We start from the raw sequence: 17,085 nt of genomic DNA, 5'->3' as shown, positions 1-17,085 counted from the left end.
TTGTCAGCCTAAATAGAAACTTTGAGCACAATAGCAGATTTACATATTGGAGAAATAGGATATATTTCTGAAGATTCACTAGATTTTATTCCTTTAAAGTTATTAGAAATGGGCTGTTTGCCGGGTGCAGAAGTTCAACTAATTCAGTTTGCGCCTTTAAAAGATCCACTTTATATCTGTGTTAACGGGAGTCATTTGGCAATTAGAAAAGAAACCGCAGATCAAATTAAAATACTAAAAAACGAGTAAATAAAATGTCTAAAAACGATATAAAAGTTGCTCTAATAGGGAACCCTAATACAGGAAAAACTTCACTCTTTAATCAACTTACAGGATTAAATCAAAAAGTTGGTAATTATCCAGGAGTTACTGTAGATAAAAAGGAAGGAATTAGTAAATTATCTGCAACTCAAAATGCAATTATTACAGATTTACCAGGAACTTACAGCATAAACCCAACTTCATTAGATGAAAGCATTGTTTTAAAAACATTGCTTAAAAAAGATATTAAAGAATCGCCAGATGTAATTTTGGTAGTTGCAGATGTTGAGAATTTAAAGAGAAATCTATTGTTGTTTTCTCAAATAAAAGATTTAGAAATTCCTACAGTTTTGGCTATTAATATGGTAGATCAAATGCATAGAAAAGGAATTTCTATTGATTTATCGCTACTAAAAAAAGAATTAAATACAGAAGTAGTTTTAATTAGTGCCAGAAAAAATGAAGGAATTAAAGAAGTAAAAGAAGCAATTATTCGTTGCCATGTTGCAGCAAAAGCTTCTCCTTTATGTGGTATTAATCATAAAATTGATCCAGACTATTTTCATAAATTAAAAGAAATTAGCCCTAATTATACTTTGTATGAATTATGGTTAATGGTTACTCAAAGTAATTTTCCAGAAACGATTACAAAAGAAGAAAGAGAAAAACTTTTAGCTTTTAAGCAAGATGTCTCTAAATTAAAGAAATATCAACATAAAGAAACTATTTATAGGTATCAAGAAATTAATAAAATTTTAAAGAAAACTTATATTGTAGATAAAACGAAAGCAACTGATTTACGAGGTAGGTTAGACAGAATTTTTACACATAAAATTTTTGGTTATGTTTTATTTAGTTTGATTTTACTTGTAATTTTTCAATCTATTTTTGATTTAGCATCTGTGCCAATGGATCTTATAGATGGGGTTTTTGCACAAATAGCAGATTTTGCTAAAAGCAATTTGCCAACAGGAGTTTTTACAGATTTATTGGCAGAAGGTATTATTCCTGGAATTGGAGGTGTTATTATATTTATTCCGCAAATAGCAATTCTATTTTTATTCATTGCCATTTTAGAAGAAACAGGTTATATGAGTAGAGTTGTTTTTTTAATGGATAAAATTATGAGACGTTTTGGAATGAATGGAAAAAGTGTAATTCCGTTAATTTCTGGTACAGCATGTGCAATTCCTGCAATTATGGCAACAAGAACTATTGCTAGTTGGAAAGAGCGTTTAATTACCATTTTAGTTGTTCCGTTTACAACTTGTTCTGCAAGGTTACCTGTGTATGCAATATTGATTGCGTTGATAATTCCTGATAAAAAAATCTTTGGTTTTTTAAATCTTCAAGGTTTGGTATTACTTTCTTTATATGCTTTAGGTTTTGCTTCTGCAATAATTGCTGCTTATATTTTGCACAAAACTTTAAAAGTAGAATCAAAATCATTTTTTGTGGTAGAGATGCCAAATTATAAATTGCCATCTGTAAAAAATTTGTTTTTTGAAGTTGTTGAAAAAACCAAAGCTTTTGTTTTTGGTGCTGGGAAAATTATTTTAGCATTGTCTATTATTTTATGGTTTTTAGCATCAAACGGAGGTTCTAGTTATGAAAATGCAGAGAAATCTGTTGTTGAAAATGTCGATAATCAGAATTTAAATGATGATGAGATTCAACAAAAAATTGCTTCTTTAAAATTAGAAAATTCTTACATAGGAATTCTTGGAAAAACAATAGAACCTGTAATAAAACCTTTAGGTTACGACTGGAAAATAGGAATAGCGTTAATAACATCATTTGCAGCAAGAGAGGTTTTTGTAGGTACACTTGCAACAATTTATAGTGTAGAGTCTGATGATGAAAATACATCAACAATTAAGCAAAAAATGGCATCAGAAATAAATCCTGATACTGGTGAAAAACGTTTTAATTTTCCTGTTGGGATGTCTTTAATGGTTTTTTATGCATTTGCAATGCAATGTATGGCAACTTTAGCCATTGTAAAACGTGAAACTAAAAGTTGGAAATGGCCTTTAATTCAGTTGTTTGGATTAGCATTTTTAGCCTATGTTTCGTCATTTTTAACCTATCAAATTTTAAGCTAATGCAAGAAATAATAACATATACTTTAGTGGTTTTAGCCGTTGTTTTTTTAATGAAAAAATTTATTTTTCCTTCAAAGAAAGAAAAAGGTTGTAGTACAGATTGTGGTTGTCATTAAAAACCTTAACAGAATATTAGTAGTTAATATTCGTAAGGTTTTCTAATTTTGAAGACTTACTAATGATAAAATCAAAACATAAATATTAAACACATGAAGAAAGCTTTTTTATCAATTGCAATTTTTACAATTGTATTAATGTCATCAGCAGAAGTTACTGCTCAAAAATTTGCTAAAGTAGATGTAAGTCCTATGGATGCAGCCTCTTTTCCAAATAATTGGAAAGAATCTAACAAGTTAGTTAAAATTATATATAGTAGACCACAATTAAAAGGAAGAACGCTAGATAAATTAGCGCCAATTGATAAGGTTTGGAGAACTGGGGCTAATGAAGCGGCTGAAATTACTTTTTACAAAGATGTTACTTTTGGTGGCAAAGAAGTAAAAGCTGGTACTTATACGTTGTTTACAATTCCTACAGAAGGAGATTGGACTGTTATTTTAAGTAATCAGAAAAATATTTGGGGAGCTTATTTTTATGACATGAAAGAAGATGTTGTTAGAGTAAATGGTAAAATGTCTAAATCTGAAGATTCTATCGAATCGTTTTCAATAGTTTTTGAAGGTGAAGAAGAGAGTGCAATGATGTATTTAGGTTGGGCAAATACAATTATTTCTGTACCTGTAAAAGGATAAAATTAGAATTCGTTATACAATAAAAAACCTCAAAAGTTTAAAAGCTTTTGAGGTTTTTTTATGTGTTTAAAAGTTTTGTAAATCTTAAACAGATTGTTTTTGTTGCCATTTCCAAGCAGATTCTAGAGAATCTTCTAGAGTCATTTCTGTTTTCCAATTAAGTTCTTTGTTGGCAGTTGTAGTGTCTGCATAAGCGGCTACAACATCACCTTCACGTCTTCCAACAATTTTATAATTTAGTTTTAAATTATTTACTTTTTCAAAAGTTTTTATAATTTCTAAAACAGAACTTCCTTTTCCAGTACCAATATTAAAATACTCAAAATCTGCTTTATGATTATTGTTTATAAGTCTAGATAAAGCTGCAATGTGTGCTTTTGCTAAGTCTACAACATGAATGTAATCACGAACAGCAGTACCATCTACAGTATCATAATCATCACCAAAAACAGATAATTCTTTACGTATTCCTGCTGCAGTTTGTGTAATAAAAGGAATTAAATTTTGAGGAACACCTAAAGGTAATTCACCAATTTTTATAGATGGATGACCTCCTACAGGATTAAAATATCTTAAAGCGATACATTTAATACCATGTGCATTACTAGTATCTCTAATTATTTCTTCGCCAATTTGTTTTGTGTTTCCATAAACAGATTCAGCGGGTTTTACAGGTGCTTTTTCTGTAACAGGTAATTCATCGGCTTGGCCATAAACAGTACAAGAAGAAGAAAAGATAAAATTATCTAATTTTCTGTCTCTCATTTCTTGTAAAATGTAAACCAAAGAGCTTAAATTATTTTCATAATATTCTAAAGGTTTTCCCATGCTTTCTCCAACCGCTTTATAAGCTGCAAAATGAATAATTCCATCAATTTCATGAGCATCAAAAACAGATTTTACTTCACTTTTTATTCTAACATCAACTTTATGAAAAGCTGGTTTTTTGCCAGTAATCTCTGTAATTTTATCTAAAACATCAATCGTTGTGTTAGATAAATTATCAATAATTACTACTTCAAAACCTTCGTTTTGTAATTCTACAACTGTGTGAGATCCTATAAAACCAAGGCCACCTGTTACTAATATTTTTTTCATAATTCGTTATTTTTAATGTTATTTTATTTTAAGAAATCTGTAATCGTTTTTGTAATAAATGTAAGTTGTTCTTTATCTAATTCTGTATGCATTGGTAAAGAAATTACAGTTTTTATTAAGTTGTTAGTTACTGGAAAATCTTCTTCATTATACCTTGCATCTGTGTATGCTTTTTGAGAATGCAAAGCAACTGGATAATAAATAGCATTCGGAATTCCGTTAGCTAATAAATGCTTGTGTAATTCGTCGCGTTTTCCGTTTGTAATTTGTAATGTATATTGATGAAAAACATGGCAATCGCAAACGTCACAAATAGTGTCGCAATTTCTTGTTTTGTTAGATTTTGCAGTTGGTGTTATAATGTTTGGGTTGTTTGCAAAAGCATTATTATAAAAACGAGCAGCATCTCTACGAGCATCACAATACCCATCTAAAAGGGGTAGTTTTGCTTTTAAAACTCCTGCCTGAATAGAATCTAACCTAGAATTTACACCAACAACATCATGATAATATCTTTCATACATTCCATGATTTACAATTCCTCTTATTGTATGAGCAAGTGCATCATCATTTGTAAAAATTGCGCCTCCGTCTCCATAACAACCTAAGTTTTTAGAAGGGAAAAAAGAAGTTGTTCCTACATTTCCTATAGTTCCTGCTTTTTGTTGTTTACCATTTTTAAAGGTGTAATTTGCTCCAATTGCTTGTGCATTATCTTCTATAACAAATAGATTATGTTCTTTTGCAATTTCTAAAATAGCATCCATGTTTGCTACTTGTCCAAATAAATGAACAGGAACAATTGCTTTTGTTTTTGGAGTAATTGCCTTTTTTAAAGCTTCAATATCAATATTGAAAGTTTTTGCATCAACATCAACTAAAACGGGTGTTAATTTTAATAATGCAATTACTTCTACAGTTGCTGCAAATGTAAAATCTGCTGTAATAACTTCATCACCTTGCTCTAAGCCTAAGCCCATCATTGCAATTTGCAAAGCATCTGTACCATTTGCACATGGTATTACATGTTTTACATTTAAATATTTTTCTAAATCTTCTTGAAATTCTTTTACTAACGGACCATTAATATAAGTAGATGAGTTTAAAACTTCTTGTATAGAATTATCTACTGTTTCCTTTATTTTTTGATATTGACTTTGTAAGTCAACCATTTGAATTTTTTTCATAAACGAGGTAAGTATTAATACTTCAAAAATACAATATAAATCTATTATCTTTGGTTAGAATAAAATTTTTTCACATGAAATTCTTAAAAAAACTTCTAAAAATCGTTGTAGTAATACTAGTGCTTGTTGTTATCGGAGCATGGTTGTATTCTAAAACCTATCATCCAAAGTATGATGGAGAAATAAAGCTTAAAAATTTATCAGAAAAAGTTACTGTTTATTTTGATGATATTGGCGTGCCACACATTAATGCTCAAAATCAACAAGATGCTTACACTGCTTTAGGGTATGTGCATGCTCAAGACAGATTGTGGCAAATGGAATTAATTAGAAGAATTGCTGGTGGAAGATTATCAGAAATATTTGGAGAAAAATTGATAAGAACCGATAAACTTTTTTCTGGTTTAGGTATTGAAGAAGCATCAGAAAAAACAATTAAGAATTTAGATAAAAATTCGCCAAAATATAAAATGACAATGGCGTATTTAGATGGTATAAATCAATATATAGAAGAAGGGAAAACGCCGATAGAATTCACTTTAGTTGGTGTAGAAAAAGAAAAATATACGATAAAAGATGTGTATAATGTATTTGGTTATATGGCTTTTAGTTTTGCAATTGCCCATAAAACAGATCCGTTGTTAACAGAAGTAAAAGAAAAATTAGGAACTGCTTATTTTAATGAATTGATAGGAGCAGAGTCAGAAAATTTAACGCTTATCAAAAATGAAAAAAATACTGAATTAACAGGTGGTTTTGCAAAAGCAATGAACGATTTGTATGATATTTTGCCATTATCACCTTTTATAGGAAGTAATTCTTGGGTTATTGGAGCCGATAAAACTAAAAACGGAAAAGTAATTTTTGCCAATGATCCTCATATCGGATTTTCGCAACCTTCTGTTTGGTATCAAGCGCATTTAAAAACGCCCGATTTTGAGATGTATGGATTTCATTTAGCCTTAGTTCCTTTTCCGCTTTTAGGGCATAATAGAGATTATGCGTATGGTTTAACAATGTTTGAAAATGATGATGTAGATTTTTATGTGGAAGAAGAAAACCCGAATAATAAAAATCAATATAAATTAGAAAATGGTTTTGTTGATTATAAATTGATTGAAAAACATATCAAAATAAAAGGAAGAAAAGATTCTATTTATACTATAAAAGTTAGTAGACATGGCCCAGTTATGAATGGAATTATTGACCATTTAGATGATAAACGTTCAATTGCAATGCAATGGATTTATACAAAATTAGATAACCAAATTTTAGATGTTGCATATGAGATTTCTCATGCTAAAAACTTATCAGAATTTAAAAAAGGAGCAAGTAAATTGCACGCACCAGGTTTAAATATGATGTATGGTGATGCGAAAAATAATATTGCGTGGTTTGCTTCTGGAAAGTTATATAAATATAGAGATTCATTATATACAAAAACCTACTTAAACGGTGCTTCTGGTAAAGATGAAATTGTAGAATATTTAGATTTTGAAGAAAATCCGCAAGCGATAAATCCTAATAGGGATTATGTGTATTCTGCTAATAATCAGCCTGATTCTATTGATGGGAAATTATATCCAGGATATTATTTGAACGAAGATAGAGCAAAAAGAATTGTAGAACTTTTAGAACCAAAAAACGATTGGACAAAAGAAGATGTAGCAAAAATGACCTATGATGTTACTTCGCCAAATGCGCCAATTATTGCTTCGGATTTTGTAAAATCCATCAATAAAAAAGATTTATCAGTAAGCGAAAAACAAGCAATTTCTTTTTTGAAAGATTGGAAAGGTAATTTTGAAAAACAAGAAGTTGGTCCAGTAATTTATAATAGAATGGTGTATGAGTTTCAGAAAAATACATTTGCAGACGAAATGGGAAAAGCATATAATCAATTTACAAATACGCCTTTTATAGAAAAAGTTTTGCCTGTTCAGGCTAAAAGAGAAAAATCTATTTGGTGGGATAATGTTACAACAAAAGATAAAATAGAAAACAAAGAAGAAATTGTAACGAAATCTTTTAAAAATGCATTTGCCTTTTTGCAAAATCAATTAGGAGAAAATGTGAAAAATTGGACTTGGGACAGAGTTATTACAGTTGAATATAAACATGCAGTTGGTGAAGTTGCTGTGTTAAGGAAATTCTTTAATGTAGGGCCTTTTGTAACAACTGGTGGCGATCAAGTAATAAATAATCAAATATATGATATAGATTCTACAGGAGTTTATAAAGTAAAAGCTGGACCTTCAACAAGAAGAATTATAGATTTTTCTGATGTAGAAAATAGTTTAGCAATTATTCCTACAGGTCAATCTGGCAATGTTTTTAGTGCACATTATAAAGATCAAGCTAAAAAATACTTAAATGGAGAGTTTGTAAAAATGAAACTAGATAATAAAGAGATTTTAAAAATAAAAAACCAACTAATCTTAATAAAAGAAAAAGATTAGTTGGAAAAAAAGTTCATTGGTTTCTTACTAATATGTTTTACTTAATTATCTATCCCCAAATAAAAGCTTGAAATATATTTGTTATAAGAAACCGAAAGAACTTGAACGTGCTACAAACATAATTCATTTTATACTTTATAAATCGGACATTAAACCAAATTTTAAGGACATTTTGTAGAAAAAAAGGACAAAATGTCTAGAAAAAAGACATTTTTAAAAATTAAAAATAATCTGAAGGCTTTTTACCAAACTTATTTTTAAATAATTTAGAAAAATAATCTGGTGTAGTGTATCCAACTTTTATAGAAAGCTCTTTTACCGTTTCTACTTCTTTTTCTTCAATTAAACGAAAAGCTTCGTTTAATTTTATTTCTGTTATATATTTATTAGGTGTTAAATCTGTTAAATTTTTAATTCTTCTTTGAAGTTGTCTTTCGCTTAATTCCATTTCTTGCGATAAAAACTCCATTCCAAAATTAATAGAATTCATATTTTTTAGAATCGTCTGTTTTAGTTGATTTAACCATTCTTCTTGTTTTATTTTTGATAAGGAGTCACTTTCGGTAATTTCAGTTTTTTCTTTTTGAACTGATTTTTCTTTATTATTTAGTTCTTTCTTTTTGGTTTTCTTTCTTTTGATGATAAAAAATAAAACGATTGCAGATGTTGCGCAGAGTAAAATTATTAGGATATTTAAATAATCGCCAGAAATATTATTATTAATTTGTATTGGTGTTTTTAATTCGGCCCAAGTACCATCAGAACTTTGTGCTTTAACATGTAGTAGATATTTTCCTTTTTTTAATTTGGGTAATACTACTATGTTGTTTTCACAGACTACATAATCTTTTTGAAAAGGCGTTATTTTGTATTGATATTGAAGCGGTAAATTGTTTTTGAAATCGAGTAATAAAAATTCTAACGCTGTGTTTTTTACTTCAGAATTTAAAGTAATAGTATTGTTGTTTATTTGATGTTTTTCAATTACAGAATTATTGCTTAATGTAGTTTTAATATGGTTTAAAACTACATTGTATTTTGTGTTATCAATAGTTAAAAAATCTTCTGGATTAAAAACATTTAACCCATTTAATCCGCCTAGATATAAGTCGCCATTTTTATCTTGAAAATGAGATAAATGATTAAATTCTTTATGGCTAATTGTATTTGGTAAAAAGATGTGATTTTTTAACGTTTTTGGTGCAAATCTATTTAAACCATTGTCTGTTGGTAGCCATAAAAAACCAAATTTATCTTTATAAATAGCATAAATGTTATTGTTAGAAAGTCCGTCTTTTGTAGTAAATGTTTTAAAAGTATTTGTTAGTCTATTCCATTTTACTAAACCTTGACCTTGAGTTGCAAGCCAAAAAGTAGCATCGTTTTCTATGAAAATATACTGTATAGTTAAGTTTTTAGGAAATCCGTTTTTAGCGGTAAAGGCTTTGCTAATCTGTTCTTTATGATCCATTAAAAACACACCTTTTGCAGTTCCTATCCAAAGACTATCACCATAAACTTTAAAACATCTAACATTTAATTTATCTCTATCTTTTTTATCTAAATATTTGTCTAAACTATTTACGGCAATAGCAGTTTTTTTAGCTTCATCAATTTTGGCTAAATAAGTAAGACTTCCAATAAAAAAGGTTTTAGTTTTAGGATGGCGAGCTATAGCGCCATACCCAACCTCTTCATTATCTACTTTACTTCCTCTCTTATAATCTGTAGTTGTTTTTGTTTTAAAATTATATCTTAAAATTCTAGAATATCTTGCAGCCCACAAAGTATCTTTATGATAGAAAGTGCCAAAAAAACTATATTGTTTGGTTAAGTGTTTAGATTGGTGAATGGTGTTTTTTGAATCTAATTCTTTTAAACTTGAGCTAAAAGCTGAAATGTAAAAAGTAGAATCTCTTTTAAAAATTGATTTTAAACTATAGCCATCTAAATATTTTTTGAAATTATTTTCATGCATAATAATCTTATACAAACTTGTTTGAGTAATAATCCAAATAATATTATTTCTATCAACAAAAAAAGCTCTGTACCTATCACCAAAAGGTAAATCTGCTTTTTTAATTTGAAAGATAATTTTCTTGTCTTTATCAATTTGTTTTAAATACTCTTTTTCATTGATCCAATACTTGTCGTTATTTATATTTTGAAATATTCTATCTTTTTTAAAGTGATAAGCGCTATTTAGTTTAAAAGTCTGAAAAATATTAACAGCTTTATTATCTTTAATATGCTCTGCAAATATATTATCTGACCTTATATCCTTTTGTGTAAAAAAAATAGCTTCGTTGTTAAAAATATTAGCACCTAAAATTTCTGAATTTGCACTAAAAGTATCTTCTAATAGAGTTTCTTTATTTTGCTTGATAATTTTTTTGTCATAACCAAACCAATTATGAGTTATTGTGCTTACAAAATATATAGGTAACTTGTTTTTTTCTTTAATAGATTTTACAACTTCAATTTTTTTGCCATCAAATTTATAGAGTCCTTTGTTTTTTACAGAAATGTAAATGTTATATAAGTGATCTCTATAAATTATATTTATAATTTCGGATTCAGAAAAAGGAAGATTTGGAAAAAAATCTTTTATAGAAGATGCTTTGTTATTTTTTGTATTTAATATTTTAAGACTAAATTCGTTTTGAGGAAAATACCAGATATTTCCATTAGCATCAGAAACTAAGTTGATCGTTGAATGATGTGGTTTTAAAAGAAGTTCTTTTTGAGAGAAATTTATGAAGTCTTTATTGTTGTATTTGTAAATAGATTGGTTTGAAGCAATCCAAATAAAGCCATCTATATCTTGCTCAACATCAGTAATAATACTCTCATTTAGAACAGATATTTTTGATGTTTCGATTTTAAATTCCTGACTTAAAGTGTTTAAAGTAAACAGGCATAATAGTTGAAAAATAATTAATGTTGTGAGGGGGTTTCTGTTCATCAATATTTTTTGAAATCAAATGTAATAATTTTTTAAATAAATAGTGTTACAATAAAGTTGTATTGTTTTAAAAATGAGTTTATTTGTTTTTTTCTTTTGATGTAATTATCAATATTATAGGTTTTACTAATGTTTAAATTATTAAGTACTTTAAAAATAAAGTGTTTTATAATATTGTTTTTTTGAATGAAAATTAACTTTTAAATAAAAAAGTCAGCAACAAGCGTCCCAAATTACTTCTTTAGGAGTAGGAGCAATTACAGAAATTTGTTCTTTAGAAACAGGATGTGTAAATTGGATTTTTCTCGCGTGTAAATGAATGCTTCCATCTTTGTTACTTCTGTTAAAACCGTATTTTAAATCCCCTTTTATAGGGAATCCGATAGATGATAATTGCGCTCTAATTTGATGATGTCTTCCTGTTTCTAAATCAATTTCTAGCAAAGAGTAATTGTCTAATTTTTTGATAATTTTATAATGTAAAATAGCCTTTTTAGAATCTGTAATTTCTTTAGGATATACAGAAGATTTATTATTTTTAGGATTCTTTTTTAGGTAATTTATCAAAGTGTCTTTTTCTTTCTTTGGATGATCCTTTACAACAGCCCAATAGGTTTTACTGATGTTTTTATCGCGCAACATTTTATTTAAACGCTCTAAAGATTTTGAAGTTCGTGCAAAAATAATAACACCAGAAGTTGGTCTGTCAAGTCTGTGAACAACACCTAAAAAAACATCTCCAGGTTTGTTGTATTTCTCTTTAATATATTCTTTAACAACATCACTTAAAGGTTTGTCGCCAGTTCTATCACCTTGAGTAATATCACCAGAACGTTTGTTAACAATTATAATGTGATTGTCTTCGAATAAGATTTGTAAGTTGTCTTTGTTAGAATGCATTATCGATTATTTAAAATCTTTTGCAACATCTTCATTTACGCCACCGATAAAATCTAAAAACTCTTTACGACCTAATCCTGAAGAAGATGAGGTTAAGAAAGTCATTGGTAAACTTTCCCAAGTGTTTAGTAATTTCTTTTTGTAAGCAGTAATTTGTTTGTTTAGTTTAGAGCTTCCTAGTTTATCTGCTTTTGTAAATACAAGGCAAAAAGGAATTTGGTTTTCACCTAAAAACTGCATGAATTCTAAATCTATTTTTTGAGGATCGTGTCTGCTATCAATCAATACGAAAGTACAAACTAATTGCTCTCTTTCTTTAAAATAGTTTTCTATAAAAAATTGAAAAATAGTTCTTTTCTTTTTTGAAATTTGGGCATATCCGTAGCCAGGTAAATCTACTAAAAACCATTCATCATTTATTTTAAAATGATTAATAAGTTGTGTTTTACCAGGTTTTCCAGAGATTTTTGCTAAATCTTTACGTTCCATTAACATGTTAATTAATGAAGATTTACCAACATTAGAACGACCAATAAAAGCATATTCTGGAATTCTATCTTTCGGAGCATTGATAACGTTGCTATTGCTCATCACAAATTCTGCAGATCTTATTTTCATAATAGCAAGTATTTTATTTTTAGAATTTTTTCAGAAAAAGATTAGATATTTCTAGATGTTAACCAATCTTGAAGAATTTTATTAAATTCTTCAGGTTGTTCCATCATTGCTGCATGACCACATTCATCAACCCAAAATAAATCTGAATTCGGTAATAGTTTGTGAAAATCTTCGGCAACTTCAGGAGGCGTAACTGTATCTTGCTTACCCCAAATTAAACAAGTTGGTTGTTTCATTTTTGGTAAATCGCCAGCCATATTATGTCTTATAGCACTTTTTGCAATTGCTAAAGTTCTAATAACAGAATGTCTGTCGTTTACAATTTTATAAACATCATCTACCATTTCTTTCGTTCCAATTTCTGGATTATAAAAAACAGCTCTTGTTTTTTCTTCTATATATTGATAGTTTCCTCTTTTTGGAAAGGTGTCTCCCATTGCTTTTTCATACAAACCAGAACTTCCGGTAAGTACTAATGCACTTACTTTTTCTTGATAATGTTTTGTAAAATATAAACCAATATGTCCACCTAAAGAGTTTCCAAGTAAAATTGCTTTATCTATTTTTTTATACTCTAAAAATTCTTTTAAATATTTTGCTAAATTTTTAACATTTGTTTTTAAAAGAGGGAGTGAGTATAAAGGTAATTCAGGAATTAAAACCGTGTAGCCATTCTTTGAAAAGTGATTAAATGTACTTTCAAAATTACTTAAAGCACCCATTAATCCATGTAAAACAATGATTGCAGGTCCTTCTCCAGCTTCTGCATATGTAAACTTACCTTCAGTTTTTAACTTATCAGTCATTGATTTTTGTTTGATTTTCACTAACCACAAATGTAGTGCTTTTTTATAACATAGTAATCGATTTATAGGTCAGTAGATTAGAGTTTTTTACATTTTTTAAAGTTGCATAAATAGGGCGAAATTTCAATACTTATTAACAATGTGGTAAAATGTGGTAAAAAGTGGTAATTTTTGTATATTTTTGATACCTAATAAACGATTTTTTGTGATAAACCTAATTGGTACATATGAATGTAAGGCAGATGCTAAAGGAAGGGTGATGATTTCATCAGCTTTTAAAAAGCAGTTGTCTTCTGTGTTACAAGATGGTTTTGTAGTAAAAAGAGCAGTTTTTCAACCTTGTTTAGAATTGTATCCAATTCAAGAATGGAATTTGATGATGGAGAAGATTAACAAGCTAAATAAGTTTAAGAAAAAGAACAATGATTTTATTAGAAGATTTACAGCAGGTGTGCAATTGGTTGATTTAGATTCGACTGGTAGAATTTTAATTCCTAAAAATTTAATGGATTTTGCAGGAATTGAAAAGCAAGTTGTAATGTCTTCATCAGTAAATATTATTGAGATTTGGGATAAAGATAAATATGAAAAGGCAATTGATGATGCTGCAGTAGATTTTGCAGATTTGGCTGAAGAAGTAATGGGAAATACAGATGAAGATGAAATATCATAATCCAGTTTTATTGCAAGAAAGTGTAGATGCCTTGGCTATTAAAGAAGATGGTGTTTATGTGGATGTTACTTTTGGTGGCGGAGGTCATTCTAGAGAAATATTAAAAAGATTAGGAAGTAAAGGAAAGTTGTTTGCTTTTGATCAAGATCCTGATGCTTTAGAAAATATAATTGATGATGAGCGTTTTGTTTTGATTCCAGAAAATTTTAGATATATATCCAGGTTTTTAAGATTTCACGGTGTTAGAAAAGTAGATGGTGTTTTGGCAGATTTAGGAGTTTCTTCTCATCAGTTTGATGAAGCAGAAAGAGGTTTCTCTACACGTTTTGATGGCGATTTAGATATGAGAATGAATCAGAAATCTAAAACATCAGCAAAAGAAATTATCAATACCTATACAGAAGAGAAATTAGCAGAAATATTGTTTTTGTATGGCGAGTTAAGAAACTCTAGAAACCTAGCAAAAACGATTGTTGAAGAAAGAGCAAAAGAAAGAATTGATACAAGTTTTCAGTTAAAAAGCGTATTAAAAAAATATTTGCCAAATGCAAAAGAACATAAAATTTTAGCGCAAATATTTCAAGCAATACGAATAGAAGTTAATGAAGAATTAGAGGTTTTGAAAGAATTTTTAACTCAGATTCCTAATTTATTAACAGATGAAGGAAGGTTGAGTGTTATTTCATATCATTCTTTAGAAGATAGATTGGTAAAAAGATTTATAAGTTCTGGTTTGTTTAGTGGTGAGTTAGAAAAAGATGTTTTTGGTAACACAGACGAACCTCTAAAAAAAGTTGGAAAGTTAATTATTCCTTCATCAGAAGAAATAAAGATTAATAATAGGTCTAGAAGTGCGAAATTAAGAATTGCAACTTTGAAAAGCAATAAACAAAAACTAAAGTCATAAGTATATAATGTCTAAAGTAAAACAAGGTGTTTATGATTTTCTACGAGGAAGTTTCCTTACAGATGAATCTGCTTTTAAAAACTGGCGAATCATAATTTTTGTTGTGATTCTGCTCTTAGTTATGATTTCTAGTGCGCATAGTGCTGATAAAAAAGTAATTAAAATATCAGAATTAAATAAAAGAACAAGAGAATTACGAGCAGAATATGTAGATACTGGTACCATTTTAATGCGAATGAAAATGGAATCTAGCATAAGGGAAAAAGCAAAGGCAAGAGGATTAAAGCCTTCAGAAACACCTCCGAAAAAAATAAAAGTAACGTATAAAGATTAATAAATTGGCAACTCAGAAAAAAAGCATACTAACCAAATTCTACATAGTAGCTGCTTTTATGACGCTTTTTTTGTTGGCTGTAATTTTTAGAGTCATCAATATTCAATACGTTCAAGGAGAAAAATATAAAAAACTTTCTACAGAACTAACGATAAAGCAAGATACAATTCGCGCAAACAAAGGAAATGTTTATGCTGCGGATGGTAATTTGTTGGCAACTTCTATGTCTAAATTTACCATTAGAATGGATGTTGTTGCGGTAGATGGTAATGTGTTTGAAAAGAATTTTGTTGATTTATCTAAAGAACTTTCTAAACTTTTAGGGAAGTCTGTTGCGCATTATCAAAGTAGATTAAGAACGGCAAAGAAACGTAAAAACAGGTATTTGTTAATCGCCAGAAATGTTGGTTATACAGATTATTTGAAGATGAAGGAATTCCCGATTTTTAATTTGGGCGTGTATAGAGGTGGGTTTATTGCCGAGCATAAAACAGTGCGTGCGCATCCAATTGGTAAAATTGCAGAACGTACAATTGGTTATGATGATTTTAGAGGTGAAGCTGGTATTGAAGGTGCTTTTGCTGATTTTATGCAAGGTGAAAATGGTTTACGTTGGAAACAAAAAATCGCAAAAAATCAATGGAAACCAATTTCTGATGTAAATGAAAAAGAGCCAATTGATGGTCATGATATTATTACAACAATCGATGTAAATATTCAAGATATTACGCATCATGCATTATTAAGTCAGTTGCAATATTACGAAGCAGATCATGGTTGTGCTGTAGTTATGGAAACTGCAACAGGCGAAATTAAAGCAATTTCTAATTTAGGAAAAGGCTCTAAAGGAGGATATTTTGAAAAGAGAAATTATGCAGTTTGGGAAAGTCACGAGCCAGGTTCTACTTTTAAATTAGCGAGTTTAATGGTTGCTTTAGATGATAAGGTAATTGATACATCTACAGTTGTTGATACAGAAAAAGGAATTTTTTATGTAAATAATAGAAAGGTTGAAGATTCTCACAGAGGTGGTTATGGTAAAATTTCTGCAGCAAGAGTTTTTGAAGTTTCGTCTAATGTTGGTGTTGTAAAAATAATTAAAGAGCATTATGATAATAATCCTCAGAAATTTTATAAAAAAATAGAAGAATACGGATTTACAAAACCAATTGGTTTTCAAATTAAAGGAGAAGGAATACCATATGTGCCAAATCCTAAAGATAAAAGTTGGAGTAAAATTTCATTAGAATGGATGTCTTGGGGTTATGGAATTTCTGTTACACCAATGCAAACATTAATGTTTTACAATGCTGTTGCAAATAACGGAATTATGGTAAAACCTCGTTTTGTAAAAGAATTAAGAAGACACGATAAAGCAGAGAAAATTTTTGAAACAGAAATTGTAAATCCTAAAATTGCTTCTGATGAAACTATAAAGAAACTGAGAAAAGTAATGGAAAATGTGGTCATAAAAGGTACTGCAAGAAACATTTATTCTCCAAATTTTTCTATGGCTGGTAAAACGGGAACTGCTAAAAAATACATGCCAAGAATAAAAAATGATAAAGGAGAATGGGAAGGCGGCTATTATTCAACAAAAAATTATGTAGCCTCATTTGTTGGTTTTTTTCCTGCGGATGTTCCAAAATATTCTTGCATAGTTGTGGTGCATAATCCTAATAAAAACACAGGTTATTATGGTGCGTCTGTTGCAGCGCCAATTTTTAAAGAAATTGCTCAAAAAATATACACAACTACGCCTATAGATAATCAAACTGTAGAAGATAAAGTTGAGTTTACCTCTATAAACAATCAATATAAAGAATACAATAAAAACATTAATAAAGAATATGCAAGTGTGCCAAATGTAAAAGGAATGTCTGGTATGGATGCCGTGTCTTTATTAGAAAATATAGGATTAAAAGTAAAATTCTCTGGTATTGGTAAAGTCAATTATCAGTCAATAAAAAAAGGAGAAAAATTAGTAAAAGGATCAACCATTATTTTAAAACTTTCGTAA

15 protein-coding genes are annotated in these 17,085 nt (G+C 28.9%); 9 read left to right on the top strand and 6 right to left on the bottom strand.

All coding sequences use genetic code 11. The annotated features are described in order from the left end of the window. Positions 1–21 precede the first annotated feature (21 nt). The 4 genes from BLT70_RS13100 (at position 22) to BLT70_RS13085 (ending at position 3,118) form a co-directional block, all read left to right on the top strand. Positions 22–249 (top strand): FeoA family protein, encoded by a 228-nt coding sequence (locus tag BLT70_RS13100; protein WP_091895127.1) that lies wholly within the window; start codon positions 22–24, stop codon positions 247–249. Between the two features lie 5 nt (positions 250–254). Next, positions 255–2,366, top strand: a complete 2,112-nt coding sequence (feoB, locus tag BLT70_RS13095) for a ferrous iron transport protein B (protein WP_091895124.1) — start codon at positions 255–257, stop codon at positions 2,364–2,366. Further along, positions 2,366–2,482 (top strand): FeoB-associated Cys-rich membrane protein, encoded by a 117-nt coding sequence (locus tag BLT70_RS13090; RefSeq protein ID WP_091895116.1) that lies wholly within the window; start codon positions 2,366–2,368, stop codon positions 2,480–2,482. Before feoB ends, BLT70_RS13090 begins: the two co-directional genes overlap by 1 nt. 93 nt (positions 2,483–2,575) lie before the next feature. Further along, entirely contained in the window at positions 2,576–3,118 is a 543-nt protein-coding gene (locus tag BLT70_RS13085; protein WP_091895114.1) for a DUF2911 domain-containing protein, read from the top strand. Positions 3,119–3,202: 84 nt separating this feature from the next. Here BLT70_RS13085 and galE read toward each other — a convergent pair whose 3' ends face one another. Both galE and BLT70_RS13075 read right to left on the bottom strand, forming a co-directional pair. Further along, positions 3,203–4,216 (bottom strand): UDP-glucose 4-epimerase GalE, encoded by a 1,014-nt coding sequence (galE, locus tag BLT70_RS13080; protein WP_091895112.1) that lies wholly within the window; start codon positions 4,214–4,216, stop codon positions 3,203–3,205. A 23-nt stretch (positions 4,217–4,239) separates the two neighbouring features. Beyond that, positions 4,240–5,403, bottom strand: coding sequence for a DegT/DnrJ/EryC1/StrS aminotransferase family protein (locus BLT70_RS13075; RefSeq protein ID WP_091895102.1), 1,164 nt, complete (start codon positions 5,401–5,403; stop codon positions 4,240–4,242). Between the two features lie 74 nt (positions 5,404–5,477). Here BLT70_RS13075 and BLT70_RS13070 point away from each other — a divergent pair, with 74 nt between their 5' ends. Further along, positions 5,478–7,862 (top strand): penicillin acylase family protein, encoded by a 2,385-nt coding sequence (locus tag BLT70_RS13070; RefSeq protein ID WP_091895097.1) that lies wholly within the window; start codon positions 5,478–5,480, stop codon positions 7,860–7,862. A gap of 220 nt (positions 7,863–8,082) precedes the next feature. On the opposite strand, the gene BLT70_RS13065 is transcribed toward BLT70_RS13070, so the two are convergent. The 4 genes from BLT70_RS13065 to BLT70_RS13050 all read right to left on the bottom strand — a co-directional run bounded on the left by BLT70_RS13065 (position 8,083) and on the right by BLT70_RS13050 (position 13,151). After that, entirely contained in the window at positions 8,083–10,827 is a 2,745-nt protein-coding gene (locus tag BLT70_RS13065) for a helix-turn-helix domain-containing protein (RefSeq protein WP_091895096.1), read from the bottom strand. A gap of 213 nt (positions 10,828–11,040) precedes the next feature. Further along, positions 11,041–11,727 carry an RluA family pseudouridine synthase gene (locus BLT70_RS13060; RefSeq protein WP_091895095.1) on the bottom strand — a complete coding sequence of 229 codons (687 nt, stop codon included), beginning with the start codon at positions 11,725–11,727 and terminating at the stop codon, positions 11,041–11,043. Positions 11,728–11,733: 6 nt separating this feature from the next. Then, entirely contained in the window at positions 11,734–12,345 is a 612-nt protein-coding gene (gene yihA, locus BLT70_RS13055; protein WP_091895094.1) for a ribosome biogenesis GTP-binding protein YihA/YsxC, read from the bottom strand. 41 nt (positions 12,346–12,386) lie between these two features. Continuing rightward, positions 12,387–13,151 (bottom strand): alpha/beta fold hydrolase, encoded by a 765-nt coding sequence (locus BLT70_RS13050; protein ID WP_091895093.1) that lies wholly within the window; start codon positions 13,149–13,151, stop codon positions 12,387–12,389. Between the two features lie 205 nt (positions 13,152–13,356). Between BLT70_RS13050 and mraZ the strand changes: the two genes are divergently transcribed. From mraZ to BLT70_RS13030, 4 genes are read left to right on the top strand one after another with little or no spacing between them, the layout of a single operon-like run. Continuing rightward, positions 13,357–13,824, top strand: coding sequence for a division/cell wall cluster transcriptional repressor MraZ (gene mraZ / locus BLT70_RS13045; RefSeq protein ID WP_091895092.1), 468 nt, complete (start codon positions 13,357–13,359; stop codon positions 13,822–13,824). Further along, the gene (gene rsmH, locus BLT70_RS13040; RefSeq protein WP_091897682.1) at positions 13,811–14,731 is read left to right on the top strand and encodes a 16S rRNA (cytosine(1402)-N(4))-methyltransferase RsmH; all 921 of its coding nucleotides are present in this window, start codon (positions 13,811–13,813) and stop codon (positions 14,729–14,731) included. The genes mraZ and rsmH overlap by 14 nt, the downstream gene beginning before the upstream one ends. A gap of 7 nt (positions 14,732–14,738) precedes the next feature. Further along, a complete protein-coding gene (locus tag BLT70_RS13035; RefSeq protein ID WP_091895086.1) occupies positions 14,739–15,065 on the top strand; it encodes an FtsL-like putative cell division protein in 327 nt (108 codons plus the stop codon). A 58-nt stretch (positions 15,066–15,123) separates the two neighbouring features. Continuing rightward, the gene (locus BLT70_RS13030) at positions 15,124–17,085 is read left to right on the top strand and encodes a penicillin-binding protein (RefSeq protein WP_091895084.1); all 1,962 of its coding nucleotides are present in this window, start codon (positions 15,124–15,126) and stop codon (positions 17,083–17,085) included.

Source organism: Polaribacter sp. KT25b, assembly GCF_900105145.1.
Classification (GTDB): domain Bacteria; phylum Bacteroidota; class Bacteroidia; order Flavobacteriales; family Flavobacteriaceae; genus Polaribacter.
Note: the sequence above shows the minus strand (reverse complement) of the source record. Positions and strands in the feature narration are given on the sequence as shown.